The 17581-nt window shown below is 40.4% G+C and carries 11 protein-coding genes; 9 read left to right on the top strand and 2 right to left on the bottom strand.

Going from position 1 to position 17581, the window contains the following annotated elements:
- Window positions 1-2 precede the first annotated feature (2 nt).
- The 9 genes from ABHC48_RS15805 (at window position 3) to ABHC48_RS15765 (ending at window position 15485) form a co-directional block, all read left to right on the top strand.
- Entirely contained in the window at window positions 3-677 is a 675-nt protein-coding gene (locus ABHC48_RS15805) for a class II aldolase/adducin family protein (protein WP_148463714.1), read from the top strand.
- A gap of 2 nt (window positions 678-679) precedes the next feature.
- On the top strand, window positions 680-2203 hold the full coding sequence (locus ABHC48_RS15800) for an FGGY-family carbohydrate kinase (RefSeq protein WP_178090777.1): 1524 nt from the start codon (window positions 680-682) through the stop codon (window positions 2201-2203).
- A 13-nt stretch (window positions 2204-2216) separates the two neighbouring features.
- A complete protein-coding gene (locus tag ABHC48_RS15795) occupies window positions 2217-3662 on the top strand; it encodes a hypothetical protein (protein ID WP_148463716.1) in 1446 nt (481 codons plus the stop codon).
- Window positions 3663-3730: 68 nt separating this feature from the next.
- Window positions 3731-4627: a MurR/RpiR family transcriptional regulator gene (locus ABHC48_RS15790; protein ID WP_178090778.1), complete on the top strand. Its 897-nt coding sequence runs from the start codon at window positions 3731-3733 to the stop codon at window positions 4625-4627.
- 68 nt (window positions 4628-4695) lie between these two features.
- On the top strand, window positions 4696-5139 hold the full coding sequence (locus tag ABHC48_RS15785) for an RpiB/LacA/LacB family sugar-phosphate isomerase (RefSeq protein ID WP_148463718.1): 444 nt from the start codon (window positions 4696-4698) through the stop codon (window positions 5137-5139).
- A gap of 3 nt (window positions 5140-5142) precedes the next feature.
- Window positions 5143-5913 (top strand): triose-phosphate isomerase, encoded by a 771-nt coding sequence (gene tpiA / locus ABHC48_RS15780; protein WP_148463719.1) that lies wholly within the window; start codon window positions 5143-5145, stop codon window positions 5911-5913.
- A gap of 204 nt (window positions 5914-6117) precedes the next feature.
- Window positions 6118-7107, top strand: coding sequence for a site-specific integrase (locus tag ABHC48_RS15775; RefSeq protein ID WP_148463720.1), 990 nt, complete (start codon window positions 6118-6120; stop codon window positions 7105-7107).
- An 867-nt stretch (window positions 7108-7974) separates the two neighbouring features.
- Window positions 7975-12996 (top strand): DEAD/DEAH box helicase family protein, encoded by a 5022-nt coding sequence (locus tag ABHC48_RS15770; RefSeq protein WP_243284595.1) that lies wholly within the window; start codon window positions 7975-7977, stop codon window positions 12994-12996.
- A 68-nt stretch (window positions 12997-13064) separates the two neighbouring features.
- A complete protein-coding gene (locus ABHC48_RS15765; protein ID WP_195700320.1) occupies window positions 13065-15485 on the top strand; it encodes a YodL domain-containing protein in 2421 nt (806 codons plus the stop codon).
- A gap of 74 nt (window positions 15486-15559) precedes the next feature.
- Here ABHC48_RS15765 and ABHC48_RS15760 read toward each other — a convergent pair whose 3' ends face one another.
- Window positions 15560-16927: a relaxase/mobilization nuclease domain-containing protein gene (locus ABHC48_RS15760; RefSeq protein ID WP_195700319.1), complete on the bottom strand. Its 1368-nt coding sequence runs from the start codon at window positions 16925-16927 to the stop codon at window positions 15560-15562.
- Window positions 16888-17217, bottom strand: a complete 330-nt coding sequence (locus ABHC48_RS15755) for a MobC family plasmid mobilization relaxosome protein (RefSeq protein WP_147598859.1) — start codon at window positions 17215-17217, stop codon at window positions 16888-16890. The genes ABHC48_RS15760 and ABHC48_RS15755 overlap by 40 nt, the downstream gene beginning before the upstream one ends.
- Window positions 17218-17581: the final 364 nt, after the last annotated feature.

Raw genomic sequence — 17581 nt, 5'->3', positions numbered from 1 at the left:
TTATGACATATGATGAGTTTGTTTTTAATCAGGCAATCAGACAGACAAAGACAGACATGATAAGTGTTGGAAAAAGACTGGCAGACAGAGGCCTGCTGGTGGGAAAAGGAGGAAACTACAGTGTAAGAATCGGTGAAAACCGTATTCTTCTTACTGCATCTGGATTTGATAAATCAGCTATTAATGAAACGCAGATAAGTTTGATTGATTTGGAGGGCAATGTTCTGGAAGGATTAAAACCGGCTCTGGATATCCGTATGCATCTTGAAGTTTATCGAAATATGCCGGAAATCCGTGCTATTGTACATTCACATCCGCCTATTTCTACGGGGTTTGCCATGTCTAATTATCATGTGGAAGATTTTATGATGCCGGAAGCTATTTTGGATATAGGAGGAATTGACACAACAGAGTTTGCAGTTCCTACAACCATAGAGGTTCCTCAGTGTGTGGAAACGTGTATCAAAAAGAATCCAAAGGTAAGAGCAATTGTCCTTCGAGGACATGGTGTTCTTTGTTTTTCAGAGAAGGATGTAATGGATGCGTGTTATAAGCTGGAATGTCTGGAAGCGGTATGCAACGCTGTGTTGACTACAAAGATACTGGGCGGAGCATATGAATTAGATGAGAGAGAACTGAATGGTGTGAACCGCGTTTTAAACGGAGAGAGATGGTAAAGATGTTATTCATAGGTTTGGACATTGGCACTACAGGGTGCAAATCAGCAGTATACGATGAATCGGGAAAAAGTCTTGGAAAATCGTACCAGGAATTCAATGTTCTTCATCCGCAGCATGGGTGGTCAGAACAGGATCCGGAAGTTGTGTGGAATTCTGTATTGACAGTACTTTTGAAGTCCGTGAATGAAGCAAAGAGTGCGGGTGCGAAGGCAGAAGAATTTGCGGCTCTCTGCACCTCTGTGTTGGGTGAAGAGATCATGCCGGTTGACCGAGACTTTAATCCGCTGAGAACTTCTATTCTTGGTATGGATTATCGGGCAAATTTGGAAACAGAGTATCTTTGCGATATTTTAGGTAAAAGGTGGATCTATGATACTACTGGATTTCCACCACATCCCATGGGATCACTTCCAACGATCATGTGGATGAGAAAACATCAGCCCGAGCTTTCGGAAAAGACTTATAAATATGTGACTTTTACAGAATTTATAATGAAACGTTTGGGAGCTGAACAGGGGGCTATTGATTATCCACAGGCTGGCAGAACCATGATGTTTGATATTGAAAACAAAGAGTGGTCCAAAGAACTTATCAAGGAAGCAGGATTGGAGATGGATATGTTGTGTCCTGTCTTTGAATCTGGTGAGATAGTAGGTCACTTAAGTGCAAAAATGGCAAAAGTGTTAGGATTGACGGAAAAAGTAGATCTGGTAGCGGGGGGACAGGATCAGACTTGTTCTGCGTTAGGTGCTGGATTGATAGATAGTTCTATTGCCATGGATTCTCATGGAACGATTGAAGGTTTGGGGGTTGTAACTGATAAAAAATATACGGGAGATAAGGCTTTTGATGCAGCGATATCCTGTTATATTTATACAATTCGTGACAAATTTTTTTTAATGTCGGCGTCTCAGGTTGGGGGCCTGCTTCTTAAATGGTTTAAAAACAATTTCTCTCAAGCGGAAATTGAAGAAGCAGCCAACAGAGGGATAAACGTTTATGATGTGATGTCCGAACATGCGCCAAATGGTCCTGTAAACGAAATGGTTCTGCCTCACTTCATTGGAAGCGGACCACCGTGGAATGATCTGGATTCCAGAGGCGCTATGGTAGGGCTTTCTATAGATACGACCAGACATGATCTTGTGAAAGCGATAATGGATTCTCTTACATATGAATTTAGAATCAATATGGAATATTATGAGAAACTGGGATTTGATTTTAAAGAAGTGCGAGTTGTAGGAGGGGTGTCAAAATCACCTTTCTGGATGCAGATTAAGGCGGATATACTGAATCGTGATGTGGTCAATGTTGTTGAGAAAGATTCTGCGTGTCTTGGAGCAGCCATGATTGCAATGAAAGCAAAAGGTGTTTATAAAACTGTTGAAGATGCTGTTCGCGTTTGTGTAAAAGTGGATCAGGTATATCATCCCAACGAAGAGATTATTGCTATGTATGATAAGAAATACCAGAAATATACGAAGTTGTATGAAAGTTTGAGAGAGTTTAATAAAATTCAGTGATAGGAGGCAAAAAATGGGAAAACATAATTATCATGCAAAACCCAAACTGGGAATTATTCCCATTGGAAAAATTAATCAGTACCAAGGGAATATATGGAAGTATGTAGATGTGGCAAAAAATACTTTCGGACAGGATCCAGACATGGAGAGTATGATTCCAGATGAACCGTTATTTGACTATGATGATGTGCAGAAAACCACTATTGAGATGGAAAAAGCAGACTGCGATATGTTTCTCTTTGTCATTGGTTCATGGATGTATACATCTATTGTAACAACGGCAATTAATGAAATTAACGGAAAACCGGCAATCGTATATGGTCTTTGCGATGAGATCGCAAATGGATCTCTTGGAGTTTCTGTACAGATCAGATATGTGCTGGAGGAGATGAAACTACCGTTTGTTTATTTGTACGGAAAAATTGATGATAAGGAACGGGCTGCGGATATTAAAGCTGCATTAAATGCAGCTTGGGCAAAAAATAATCTTCGTGGCAGAAATATCGCGCTTATTGGCGGTAAGTGTATGATGATGTACCAGACGCAGGTAAATGAATTTAACTGGAAAAAAGTTTTTGGTATTGATTTTCCACAGTATGACCATGTTGAAATATTTAAAGAACTGGAAAATATTGATGAAGAAGAAGCAAAATGTCTGGCTGAAAAATTTATTAAAAACTGTAAACAGGTAAATTGGAATCTTGCAAACGGTGAAAAGATTAATCCAGATGCAATAGTATCACAGATGAGACTATATCTGGCATATAAACGATTCCAACAACTCTACGATGTGGATATGTTTGCTACCAAATGTATGCCAGAACTGGTAAATAAATGTTACGGTTACAGTTATGGTGCGTGTCTGGCAACTGCGCTTCTTAATGAAGAGGATTCAACAATAGCAGCTTGTGAAGGTGATATTCCGGCAGGGATCTCCATGTATATTTTGAAAGAGTTGGCTCACGAATCGGTAATGTTTGCAGATATTTCCAGACTGAATGTAGAAGAAGGAGTTATAAATTTCTTTAACTGTGGTTCCGGACCTGTATCTATGGCAAACAGCAGAGGCTATCGTTTATGGCCGATTCCGCGACTTGTTCCGGATGAAGCAGTGGCTAAGCCTTATTTAAATGGAGATTCCGGAGGTGCCTGTATTGAATTTGAATTTGAGGGAGATAAAACGGTTACCCTGCTTCGGCTTGGCGGAAATAATGATACACTGAGATTTCATGTGGCAGTAGCAAAAACGACACTTCGTGTTAATAATAATGAAGAAGATCCGAATAATCAGTTTGCAGGAGGAACGCGTTGGCCAGGATGTGGAATAACTCTGAAAAATCCGGACTCATTTCTGAGAAATGCAACTGGACATCATTATGCAATTGTGTATGGGGATTACACGAAAGAATTGGAATACATGTGCAATTTCTATGGAATTAAATATGTTCTTGATAATTGAACGGAACCTTCCTTTACGGTATAATAAAATAGTAAATAATGGCTAAAACGGTCATTAAAGGAGGAGATATGGAAATACGTGAAGTACTGGAGCACAAACTGGAATTTATGATACCAACACTTCCAAAGGGAGAAAAAGCAGCAGCTTTATTTATTACAGATAATCTTAGCCAGGTGCCATTTATGACGCTGGATATGGTTGCAAAAGAATCTGGATGCAGCAGTGCTACCATAACAAGATTGTGTAAACGCATGGACTATAACGGATTTCTGGAATTTCGAAATGCAATTCGAAATGAATCCCTCGACGCCAAATACTGTGAGGTATCCGAAGAAGATCATGAGAAAGATCAGTTTAAAAAATTAATGCAAAATGTTATAGATTCAGATCGGGAAACAATGGAAAGTACATTGAGTCTGATTTCTGCTCAGTACAAAAGTGCGGGGGATGCGATCCTGAATGCAAATAGAGTGTTTATGTTCGGAAACGGAGATGCGATCATTCCGTGTGAGTCATTTTCATTAAAAATGGCTAAGATCGGAAGATTGTGTATGTCTTACAGTGATCAGGACATTCAAATTTTTGCAGCTGGTACGGCTGGCGAGGGGGATGTGGTGATTGTAGTTTCTCATACAGGCAGATCATGTTCAGTGGTTAATGCAGCAAAGATTGCTTATGAGCAGGGTGCTACAGTAATTGGGATTACAGCTGCATTAAAATCTCCACTACAAAGATACTGTACATATACGCTGTATGTGGGAACGAAAGATCTGACAGATACCAAAGATATTGTCTCCAGGCGTATTGGTGAACATCTTGTCCTTGAAACGCTGTATTTATACTATAATGTGAATGTTGACCATAAAGCACAGGATCATAGACGTAAGAGTGCTGACGTAATCTATAGCTTAAAAATGAACGATAGTGATGAATCACTGGATAATTCAGATTTAGAGGAAACTTGAATTAATGTGATGAATGGTTCTCTCTGAAAAATGGATGAGAGAACCATTTCCATTTTACGGAGGAAAAAATGAAAATAGCTATAGGATGCGATCCGAATGCGCAGAAAGCGAAAGAAGAACTAATTGCGTACATCAATAAAAAGCAGTATGGAGATATTACAGATTTTGGAAGTGAAGATGTTATTTATGCTCATGTGGCAATAAAAGTGGCTGAGGAGGTTGCAGCAAAAAATTATGACTGTGGAATATTAATCTGTGGAACTGGAATTGGTGTATCTTTGGCGGCAAATAAAGTAAAGGGGGCTTATGCGGCACTGGCCTACGATGTTTATACAGCTCAGAGAGCAAGATTAAGTAATGATGCAAATATTTTATGTATGGGAGCTTTTACTACTGGCTCAAAGGTTAGGGAGATGATGGTCGATGAGTTCTTAACAAAGAAATTTATTCCTGGATGTGCATCTCAGCCCAAAGTTGATTCTTTTGTAAATTACGACCAGAAAAGAGGATAATTTATGAAAAAAATATATTTTGGTAGTAATCTTAAAATGTACAAAAATATTCAGGATACTGTGACGTATTTAAAGGAGCTGGATTTACTTACGGCTGATATCAGTAGAGAGAAAATGGAATTATTTATTATTCCTTCGTTTACAGCATTGGAAAGTGCCGTTAAATGTGTGAGAAATATTCGGCTCGGAGCGCAGAATATGTGTTGGGAAGACGAAGGACAGTTTACTGGAGAAATATCTCCACTTATGTTAAAAGAACTGGGAATAGATCTTGTTATGATTGGTCATTCCGAAAGACGTCATGTATTCGGCGAAGATAGTTTTGAAGAAAATAAAAAAGTTATTGCCGGATTAAAACATGGAATGAAAACACTGTTATGCATTGGTGAGACAGCAGAAGAAAAAGAGTATGGAATTGGGGCAGAAACATTGCGTAGACAGTTGATTGTAGGGCTTCATGGAGTATCAGCAGATATGATTGGAGATATATGGGTGGCTTATGAACCGGTATGGTCTATTGGTGTTCATGGAAAACCAGCTTCTCCGAAATATGCCAGAGAAATGCATAAAATTATAAAATGCTGCCTTATTGAAATATTTGGCGACGCAGCGAAAGATATTCCTGTGCTGTATGGTGGAAGTGTAAATTCAGACAATGCAACCGAACTTATTGTCCAGGATACCATTGACGGATTATTTGTTGGACGGGCTGCATGGGAAGCAAATAAGTTTAATGGGTTGATTCGTGAGGCAATGGACCAGATAAAAAATTAAGCTTGGAATGTTTTGAAAGAGACAGACGACGAAATTTGGGGGCTGTCTCTTTTTCTGTGTTTTTAATGAGCATTAATCATATAAATTAAACAATTAAAAAGAGCAAACGATTGCGCAAATTAAAATGCAACGTGACAAAAACAGTAATTATAACGGTAAAATAATTACATATGCGCGGCTTGAAAAGAATATCAGGAGGAAAGAATGATGAAGAAATCCGTGAAAAAAGTAATGCTTCAGGTAATGGCAACAGCAATGGCAGTATCCTTTGGAGCACTGGTAAGTGCAGAGGATGAAACAATCAGTTTAACTGTATGGGGAGCAGAAGAAGATCAGACTTTATTAAAGGAACTGATAGATAATTTCCAGGCAGCTTATCCGGATCAGACATTCGATATTCAGATCGGTGTAGAATCTGAATCCACAGCCAAGGATACCGTTTTAACTGACGTAGAAGCAGCTGCTGATGTCTATGCATTTGCAGATGACCAGATTACTGATCTGGTAAAAGCAGGTGCACTTCTGAAACTGGATGATTGCGCAGAAGTACTTCAGATGGCAGGAAAAACTCTTGATGATGTGTTGTTGGTATTTCCGACAAATCATAAGAAGAATTCTACGGTCCGTATTCTGAAAACACCGAAGACAGAAAGCAGTGTGCGTAAAATATTCTTACCGAAGAGTGTTGCTAATATGTTGGTAGACTGGAAGGTTGAGCAAGATGAAATGAAAGAAATTCTTGGTGATGAATATATGGACTATAACCTGGTTATGGCAAGTACCTTTGGTCTTCCTCTCGGAGATGGAGCAATCCGTGGTCCTTTAAAAAAACTGATCGAGGACTATAATCTCCCACCGGTTGTATTTCACAGTTTTCGTCATAGCAGCGTTACTTATAAGCTGAAATTGAATGGTGGAGACATCAAAGCGGTACAGGGTGATTCCGGTCATGCTCAGGTCAATATGGTTACGGATGTGTACTCTCATATTCTGGATGATGACAGAAGGAAAAATGCAGAGCTTTTTGAAGAAGCATTTTATGAGAAAAAGAATCTGGATCCACAGATGCATGTACAGCAGGAAAATAATAATGCAACTGTTGCTGATGAAGTCGATCTGGAACTTCTGGCAAAAGTGTTGGCAAATCCAGAGATGCGGGCATTGCTCAATTCACTGGCGAAGACGATGAAGTAATTAGTCTATCTCCATCATATCTATTGGAATCTTCATCATTTGATGATGGAATGATGGAGATTCAGTTACAAAAAGGTTACAGATATTTTTACTGAATAAAATTTGCCAGTCAAAAACGCATGGACAAACCGTCTCGTATGCGTTATATTATTTATAGACAAGAAAATATCTTGTGCTTTCGATAGGAAGTTTAATTGAATACTGTTTACCATGATCGAACGTACGAAGCATGGTGGTCATATAACAGATGTCGATGGTAATATCAAGGCATTCCCCAATTATTAGCTGGAGCAAACAATCAGCTAACTTTCAGAGCTTTACAGAACTTGACAGAGGGGGTATTCAGAATAACTCAAATTGAATCGGAAACAGTTTTTAATAGTGTCCCATATGGGTTTACCTTACCTCAGATTGACAGAGAGTGACAATAGGTTGGAGCTCTCCTAAGCACTAGATGTGGGTTCGATTCCCGCACGGGACGTCCTATCAAAAGCGGAATGTATTAGAAAAATATCTAATATGATTTCCGCTTTTTTGTTTTTTTCAGAGGGGAAATGGAATGGAATATCAGCTAATACGGAAAGAATCCTATTAGCCGCTGTCTAATAAAACACACTGCTGGAATAATAGCTGGAAATAAATCGAAATTCTAATAAAAGAGAAAAGCCAGCTGTTTATTTGAGAAAGTGGATGTAAATTCAAGCTCAGATAAGAAAAAAGAGGAAGGGAAGTATCCGGCGGTAAGTTATTAGGTGTGAATACAATAAAATCTTTGCTTAGTGAAAACTAAGGTCAACAGTAAGCCTGTTTGGATCAGATTTCAAAAAGAAATCTATCTGGACAGGCTTTTTCTGTTACAGATAAGAAATGGAGGAAAGATATCAGGAAAGAGAAGAGGCACAGCAGTTGGCAGATATGCAGGAGCTTCAGAGCCAGTTACCGGATGTTGAATTGCCAGAAGATGCAGAAACGGAAGAACCATTATTTCCTGATCAGCAGGCAATGACAAACGAATTGCCTGCTCAAGAGGATTCAGAAATATCAGAACCAATACAGGTGGTTAATTTTCACATTACAGACGATGCTCTTGGGCGGGGGACTGCAAAAGAAAAATTCCGTGCAAACATCATGGCTATTCAGTTGCTTAAAAAATGCGAAAGTGAAAACCGTCATGCAACAGCAGAAGAACAGGAGATTTTATCCCGGTATGTTGGTTGGGGCGGATTGGCAGATGCTTTTGACGAAAGCAAGCCTGCCTGGGAAACCGAATATCTGGAACTGAAGATAGTATTAACACCGGAAGAATATGCTGCCGCAAGAGCATCTACCCTGAATGCCCATTATACACAGCCCATTGTCATTGAGAGTATGTATCAGGCACTGGAAAATATGGGATTTGAAAAAGGAAATATTCTTGAGCCTGCAATGGGCGTGGGCAATTTCTTTGGTATGATTCCAGAGAAAATGGAAAATTCAAAGCTGTATGGTGTCGAACTGGACAGCATCAGCGGAAGAATCGCCAGTCTGTTATATCCAGATGCCAATATCCAGATTAAAGGATTTGAGAAAACAGATTACCCGAATGACTTTTTTGACGTGGTAATCGGAAACGTACCTTTCGGAGCCTATAAAGTAAATGACAGGCAGTATGAAAAGTACAATTTCTTTATTCATGATTATTTCCTCGCAAAATCCTTAGATCAACTTCGACCGGGTGGTGTAACTGCACTGATTACCACAAAAGGAACGATGGACAAAGCATCACCGGAAGTGAGAAGATATCTTGCTGAGCGGGCAGAACTGCTTGGGGCAATCAGACTTCCCAATACCGCATTTTCAGCCAATGCAGGAACAGAAGTAACGGCGGACATCCTGTTTTTTCAGAAGAGAGAAAGTATTTCCCATGAAGAGCCGGAATGGGTTCAGCTTGGTAGTGACGCAAACGGAATAAAGGTAAATCAATATTTTGCAGAGCATCCGGAAATGATTCTTGGAAAAATGGAAGAGGTTTCAGGTCCATATGGTATGGAAACAACCTGTTCACCGATAGAAGAAGCAGATCTGGAAATTCAGCTGTCAGAAGCAATTAGACATATTCAGGGAACTATGACACCTGCACTTGACCGGGAATCAGAACTGGATGAAATGATAGAAAGTATCCCAGCTGATCCGAACGTAAGAAATTACAGCTTTACAGTGGTTGATGATCAGATCTATTATCGGATCAATTCCCTTATGAATCCGGTTAAAATGCCGGCAATGACAGCAGAGCGTGTAAAAGGAATGATTGGTGTCAGAGATACCGTAAGAGAATTGATTGCCATGCAGATGGATGAATATTCCAGTGATGAGGACATTGCTGCTCTTCAGAAACGTTTAAATGAAGTTTATGATGCTTATACGGAAAAGTATGGTGTCATTGGAAGTAATGCCAATAAAAGGGCATTTTCGGACGATTCATCTTACTGTCTGCTGTGTTCTCTGGAAGATCTGAATGAAGATGGAACCTTGAAGCGTAAAGCGGATATGTTCTATAAGAGAACCATTAAACGTGCGGTAGCAGTGACAAGCGTGGAAACATCCAGTGAGGCACTTGCGGTATCCATGAACGAAAAGGCAAGGGTTGATCTTCCTTATATGGCACAGATTACCGGAAAGACCGAAGAAAAAATAGAAGAAGAACTGACAGGAGTAATCTTTAAAAATCCTTTGACAGACCAGTGGGAAAATGGGGATGAGTACCTGTCTGGAAATGTCAGAGAGAAACTTCGGATTGCAAAGACATTTGCTGAAAGTCACCCGGAATATGAGAGCAATGTCAGGGCATTGGAACAGGTACAGCCGAAAGAACTGGAGGCTTCTGAAATTGAGGTGCGGATAGGAGCAACCTGGATAGAGCCGGAAGACTATCAGGATTTTATGAAGGAACTGCTTCATACCCCGTGGTATCTGCTAAAGGATAATGGGATTAAAGTACAATATTCCAATGTCAGCGGAGAATGGAGAATCAGCGGAAAAAATGCAGACAGCACTTCAAATTCACTGGTTTATGCTACCTATGGAACTGAGAGGGCAAATGCTTATCGCATATTGGAAGATTCCCTGAATCTGAAAGATGTGAGGATTTATGATAAAGTAGTAGATGATGATGGAAATGAAATTAGAGTATTAAACAAAAAGGAAACTATGCTTGCAACACAGAAGCAGGACGCCATGAAAGCCGCTTTTCAGGACTGGATTTTTAAAGACCAGGATCGCCGTGAGAGGTTGGTAAAGGTATATAATGAGCGCTTTAACAGCATCCGTCCCCGTGAATATGATGGAAGCCATTTGACATTTCCTGGCATGAACCCAGAAATAGAATTGCGGCCACACCAGAAAAATGCAGTTGCTCATCAGCTGTATGGTGATAATGTATTACTGGCACATGTAGTAGGTGCCGGAAAGACTTATGAAATGGTGGCTGCAGCTATGGAGAGTAAGCGATTGGGGCTGGCACAAAAAAGCCTTTTTGTAGTACCTAATCATCTTACCGAGCAGTGGGGAGCGGAGTTCTTACAGCTGTATCCAGGAGCAAATATTCTGGTTGCAACCAAAAAGGATTTTGAACCGGCAAACCGGAAAAAATTCTGCGCCAGGATTGCAATGGGAAATTATGATGCTGTGATTATCGGACATTCTCAGTTTGAGAGAATCCCTATTTCAGATGAACGTCAGGAAATGATGATACGCAGGCAGATAGATGAACTGAAGATAGCGATTCAAAGTGCAAATGAAGAGGATGGTGGGCGTTATACCGTAAAACAGATTGAGAAGACACGAAAATCTCTGGAAGTCCGGTTGGAAAAGCTGAATCAGAAAGATAGAAAAGACAGGGTTATTACATTTGAAGAGCTGGGAGTTGACCATCTATATGTAGATGAAGCACATAGCTACAAGAATGCTTTTCTTTATACAAAAATGCGGAACGTTGCTGGTATCGCACAGAATGAGGCACAGAAGTCTGCGGATATGTTCAATAAGTGTCAGTACCTGGATGAGATTACCGGTGGCAAAGGCATTACATTTGCTACGGGCACACCGATCAGCAACAGTATGACGGAGCTTTATGTGATGCAGAGATACCTGCAGTATAACAAGCTGCAGAACATGGGGCTTGGATTATTTGATGCCTGGGCTTCTACATTTGGTGAAGTGATTACCAGTATTGAATTATCACCGGAAGGAAGCGGATACCGGGCGAAGTCCAGATTTTCCAGATTCTATAATATCCCGGAATTGATGAGCATGTTTAAAGAGATTGCGGATATTAAAACAGCCGATCAACTGAAGCTCCCAGTACCGGAAGCGGAATATGAAACGGTTGTATTGAAACCATCGGATTATCAGCGGGATATAGTGAAAAGCCTTGCAGAGCGTGCAGAAAAGGTTAGAAATGGATTTGTAGACCCATCGGTTGACAATATGCTGAAGATCACAAATGACGGACGTAAGCTAGCACTGGATCAGCGTCTGGTGAGTGATCTTTTACCGGATAATCCAGAAAGCAAAGTAACTATCTGTGCTGAAAAGAGTTTTCAGATCTGGCAGGAAACAGCCAGTCAGAAATCAGCCCAGTTGATTTTCTGCGATCTCAGCACACCAAAGGGGGATGGGACATTTAATGTGTATGACGATCTGAAGCAGAAGCTGTTGGAGAAAGGTGTTCCAGAAAAAGAAATTGCATTTATTCATGATGCCAATACAGAAACAAAGAAAGCGGAGCTGTTTAGCAAAGTAAAAGCTGGACAGGTTCGTTTTTTATTAGGTTCCACAGCAAAGATGGGAGCCGGTACCAATGTGCAGGATCGTCTGATTGCACTTCATCATTTGGATGTTGGGTGGAAGCCATCAGATCTGGAGCAGCGAGAAGGCCGTATCATCCGTCAGGGAAACCATAACAAGAAGGTAAAAATTTTTCGGTATGTAACAGAATCAACATTCGACAGCTATATGTGGCAGCTGATTGAGAATAAGCAGAAGTTCATTTCTCAGATCATGACCAGTAAAGCACCGGTCAGAAGCTGCGAGGATGTGGATGAAGCAGCACTCTCTTATGCTGAGGTAAAAGCACTTGCAACCGGTAATCCGGCTGTAAAAGAAAAAATGTCACTGGATGTGGAAGTGGCAAAACTGAAACTGTTGAAAGCAAACCACCTGAATAACGTGTACCGCATGGAAGCGGATATTTCCAGAAATCTTCCACAGAAGATAGCGAAGCTGACGGAGATTATCGAGGGATATCGGGAAGACATTGCACACTATGAAGCACATAAGATCACAGATCCGGAGGCATTTGAGATGGAAATTGGTGGAAAAATATTTACAGAAAAGAAAGAAGCAGGTGCGGCATTGCTGGCTGTCTGTAAGCAGATTCAGTCTGTAAATGAGGCAAAGGACGTGGGAAATTATCAAGGCTTCCATATGATGGCACGTTTCGACAGCTGGAATAAAGAATTTATTCTTTCAGTGAAACACACAGCAGTATCTTCGCTTCCATTAGGTTCAGATCCACTTGGAAACATTGCCCGTATTAACAATTTATTGGAAAGTTATCCGAAGAAACTGGCAGATGCGGAGCAGAAACTAGAAACAGTAAAAGAACAGCTGGAAAATGCAAAACAGGAAGTGGTAAAGCCATTTCCAAAAGAGAAGGAGCTGAATCAGATGATGGAACGTCTGTCAGAGTTAAATGCACTCTTAAATATGGACGAGCAGGGAAGTTCCGAAGAGCCTGAGAACAGCGGAAAGCAGAGCATTCACGATAAACTGAATGCAATAAAACAAAAAGGTCAACAGGAACATGATCATGATAAACCAGCAAAGGGAAATGATATTGATCGTAGTTGACAATAGAGAAAAATAACTGGAACCGGTGGAAGAAAACTGCCGGTTCTTTTGATATGGAGGAAATACAAATGGCATTAAGAAATTATAATACAAGAGAAGAAAACGAAATGCAGGATCTGACTCAAAAGCAGATTGATCTGGCAGGCTTCAGCGAAAAAGGATTTTCACAAGAACAGATCAATCAGATCTATGAGTATGCTCAGATGGTGGGGGATGAGTTGAAAGTCCGTAATCTGATATGGAGTATTGCTGGGGCAAATGACCAATCAGATCAGGAACGAATTGTACAGCTTATGGATGATGCCAGAAAGGAAATGGAGATTTATCCGGATTCCGAAGTAACGATGAGTGCGTTGCATGGATATGGATATCTGGCTGACGATATGTATCCGCTTAGCAAAGAAGCAGCATTGGATTTGCACATGCGAGGACTGAAAATCTATTGCCTTCAAACAGATGGAACAAAGAGCGAGTACGCCAGTAGAGAAATGATTCAGGAGCATGAAGGGCTTTTCGGTGTCGAAAAAAGAGTATGGGATGCTTTGGAAGAAGATGAACCAGTTTATACAGAAGATATTGAGCCATTGCATGATCCTATGACAGTGATTGATAAAGGTATTGCTTTAAAATATTATGATGCAGGTGCAACGATTTATCTCATTACACCATTTTCACAGCTGATAGCGGCAAGCGAACGGATGGAAATTGAGAGAGGGGCTGATCATTTTCAGCTGTCAGTATATGAGCAGACATTGTTACAGGATTTGGAAACTGAGATGGAGAATCATCCGCAGTTGCAGTCATTAAAAGAAGCAAGGCTGTTACTTGGAAATGAGCATCGCTATGGCATTTACCAGTTTAAGGAAGGCTCTTTTGCAGAGACGTATGCTTTTATGAATATGAACTACATCATGGATCATAATATTACGATTCATAAAGAAGATTATAATCTTGTTTACAGCGCAGAAATGCTTCCAAGTGATTCACTGGACGGGCTGTATGAGCGATTCAATATCGACAGGCCAAGAGATTTTACAGGGCATTCTATGTCAGTGGGAGATATTATCGTTGTAAATGAAGAAGGAAATCTGAAGGCATATTTTGTTGACAGTATCAGTTTTAAAGAGTTGGATCAGTTCATTAATTTTGAAAAAGTTTTGCCGGAGAAGGAATCAGAAATACCGCAAAAAGAAGAATATAAGCCACTGACAAAAGTGGAAGAACTGGAGGAGCAGAATTATAATATGGTTGATAATGTGTTGAACAACGGATTTGGAGAGAAAGAGCGGAGAGAAGAAATCAGAAAAGCAGCAGAAAGCTATCAGCAGAAAACGGGAGCAACTATCACATTCTTTGCAGCTGTATGTGAGGAGTTTCCGTCTATGGGAAATTATTTTGACGGGCTTACCGTTGAACAGGTCACGGACAGATATAAGCAGATCTTGGCAGATCCGAGATTAAGCTATATGGGAAATGGAATGGGATTTGAGTTACACGATTCATTCCTTCCGGATTATCTGGATGGTCCGATGACCTTAATAAAAGGGCATACGATTTATGCGGATAACATTGATTCAATTTCATATTACCGTGAGCATCCATTGGTTCTGGAAGCAATACAGGAGCTTAGAGAGCGGTTCCCGGACTTCAAATATTTTATGACAGCCCAGGAAAAGCAGGATATTTATCCGGAGCATATGACAGCGGAAGCAATCGCTTATGCGCTGGTAGACCTGGCAGAAGACTTTGATACTTATGAGTTCCGGGATAACGTTGATGATAAGGAAACACTGGTCAAAGAAGTAGAATATGATCTGTATGCAGGACGTGGGAAAAAAGAATATTCCGGATTTTTAAAAGATGTGATGGACGAAAGTGATGAACTAAGTACAAAGGCACAGGTTCTTTTGCAGAGAATCAACGATTATTCCATTCCTGAAAAAAAGGATTTAGAGCCAATGGTAAAAATTGTATTTAGTGAATACAGAGAAATGGAAACTGGAAAGTATTTGCCGTTTAAAGAAGCAAACGAAAAACTTGGAGCATTGGATCAGACTTTTTTGAAGGAAAATCAGGCAAGTGATAAATGGGATGACTTGTATTCGGTTGGATATATGGTGCTTTGTTCTATAGATTCAGAGATTCACAAGGTAACAGGAAAGATCATGCTGGGTACCGGTGAGGGCGATATCATTGAACATATGAAAGGAATCGAAGATCAGCGAGATGTCCAGGAACATATCTTACCTTACCTGTATGAATATTGTGGGCTGGTGGAAAAATCTCCTGATATAGCTACAGAAATAAATGAGAAAGAGTCAGCAGCTAATCATAAAGAGGTACAGTCAGAAGCCGTTACTGTAAAAAGCTCCGATAGATCAGTAGGAGAAAAAAAGAAATCCATCCATGATCGTCTGAAAGAGAACAAAGAAAAACTTGGTCAGAAGTCGGGAAAAGATAATCCACAGAAAGGGGTTGAGCTGACGTGAAGGCCGAAAGGTAGATAGATGAGAGGATACCAAACTTGAGAAAATCGAGTACAGGTATCCTCTTATTTTTTTGCTTAAATGGATTGCTCCGGATTTTCAGAGGATAATTCTGGAAGAATATCGGTGTCCTGGAGCATAGCAGAAAAGTTGCTTTGCACAATATGCAGGGTTCGCTGATTAGCTTGAAGCTGCGTGAGTTCTTTCTGGGTAGCTGCCAGTTCTGTTTCCAGTTGCTGAAGCTGCTTCTGCAATTTTTCCTGTGAGGGCAGTTTCTTTATCCCAAGATCAGATAATTCCTGAAGGGTAGTATCATGCAGCTGGTACTCTGCCTGATGTTGTTTCTGATATGCTTTTTTATCTGGAGCATCTTTTTCAGCAAGTAAAACAGTTCTGCAATGGCGGTAAACATCACAGCGTTTTTGGAGCAGCCGTTGTGCATCCAGCTGTTTATTCAGAGACTGTATTTTGGATTCTGTAGCTTGAATTGCATCAGCGGAATCAGCTACATGATTTTTAAAATCTTCATAATTCAGTAGATTATGTTCAGATAGATAGTTGAAAGTCCGGGCAGTTTCTTTCAGATTATTCAACTTTGCCCAGTGTTCAAATCCTGCTTTATTATGATCGGACAGGTAAGTGGTCATTTCGACAAAAAGCCGGACACGGTTAATTTTTTTCTGCGGAGTACGAGCCTTGCAACGATTTTTTTTAAGACGAACCAGTAAATGATCATCTGCATAATAGGTTCCCAGTGTCTTCACATTGATAAAGTTGACAGCTCCTGGCGCACGGAACGCCAGGTACTTTCCCTGACGAGTTTCATAACCGGCTTCTTTCATCTTCAAAAGAAATTCATCGTAAGTCACCGATGTCCAGATGGCACGGTCAATCTGATATTTTAGTTTTGCCTTCCAGCTCTGTCCTCGCTTATATTCCATATCTTCTTTATAGGAACGTCCGGCTTCAGAAGTTGGCATAGAAGTAGACAGCCCATGTTCTTTGCAGATGCGGTTACTGATCTGGCAGAGTTTGTGGTAGGTGCGCTTGTTGGAAACATACTTATGATAATCTGTAAAGCTGGTGGCATTAAAAATCAAGTGGCTGTGAATATGTTTTTTATCTGTATGCGTGGTAAGCACATATTCATATTTTCCCTTCAGAACAGAATCTGCGATTTTGGTGCTGACCTCATGGGCAAGTTTGGGATCGGTGAGGTCATTGGGATGATAGGAGATGATCATGTGCCAGGTAAGGTTATCCCCCTTTTCCATGACATTATTTTTTCCCATTTCTGCTGTCATGGCAAATTCCAGATCTGCAGTTTCCGGAGAACAGCCAAACGAAGAGACGAGTTTTTGTTCATCCGTCTTATCTGGATTCGTGATATAGGCCACAGCCTTTTTCACTGTAGATTTGATTGGAAAGATCTTAATGTAAGCCATATCTTTTTCACCATTTCTTTCAGCTCTTCTATATCTTGCGGTGTGGCAGTACCTACGGTGTTTGCAACTTTGGCAAGCTGGTTGATGTTCACACCAATCTTGTGCATTTCCTGATACATTGCTTTCAAATAAGTGGTATCTGTATTGACAATCATGCCATCAATCGCCATCTTACGCAGATACACGCTCATGTTAGAGGTCTTGGATAGAATCATCCTCTTGCGGATCATCTTCTTTTCCTCCGGAGTAACCCAGAGCAGTATCTGTACATCTCTTTTTCTGTTTGCCATATAAAAATCTCCTTTATGTTTTCATAAAATCGAGCGAAGCGAAGATTCCAAAAGTGGGGAGGGTCCCGCTTTTGAGGCGAATGCCCGGCAGTGTATATACACTGCCTGTCCCTGCTATTCTTAGCTCTCAGATATTAAATACAAAAAATCAAAGAAATGTTTATCTTCAGAAAAAAATTATGATCCGTATGATGCCGAAGAATATGATAATGCAGATGATTTCGCAGAAGAATTTGGGGATGGAGATTACGATGAGGGGTATGACGATGCTTATGATTACTGGGAAGAAAGAGATTAGGTGAAAATGGAGAACGAACAGATAGTAATAGAATTAAAAGAACTTTTGTATATGGAATTCAGGCGA

It is taken from the genome of Ruminococcus sp. 1001136sp1, assembly GCF_039841815.1.
Taxonomy (GTDB): domain Bacteria; phylum Bacillota; class Clostridia; order Lachnospirales; family Lachnospiraceae; genus Blautia_A; species Blautia_A faecis.
Note: the sequence above shows the minus strand (reverse complement) of the source record. Positions and strands in the feature narration are given on the sequence as shown.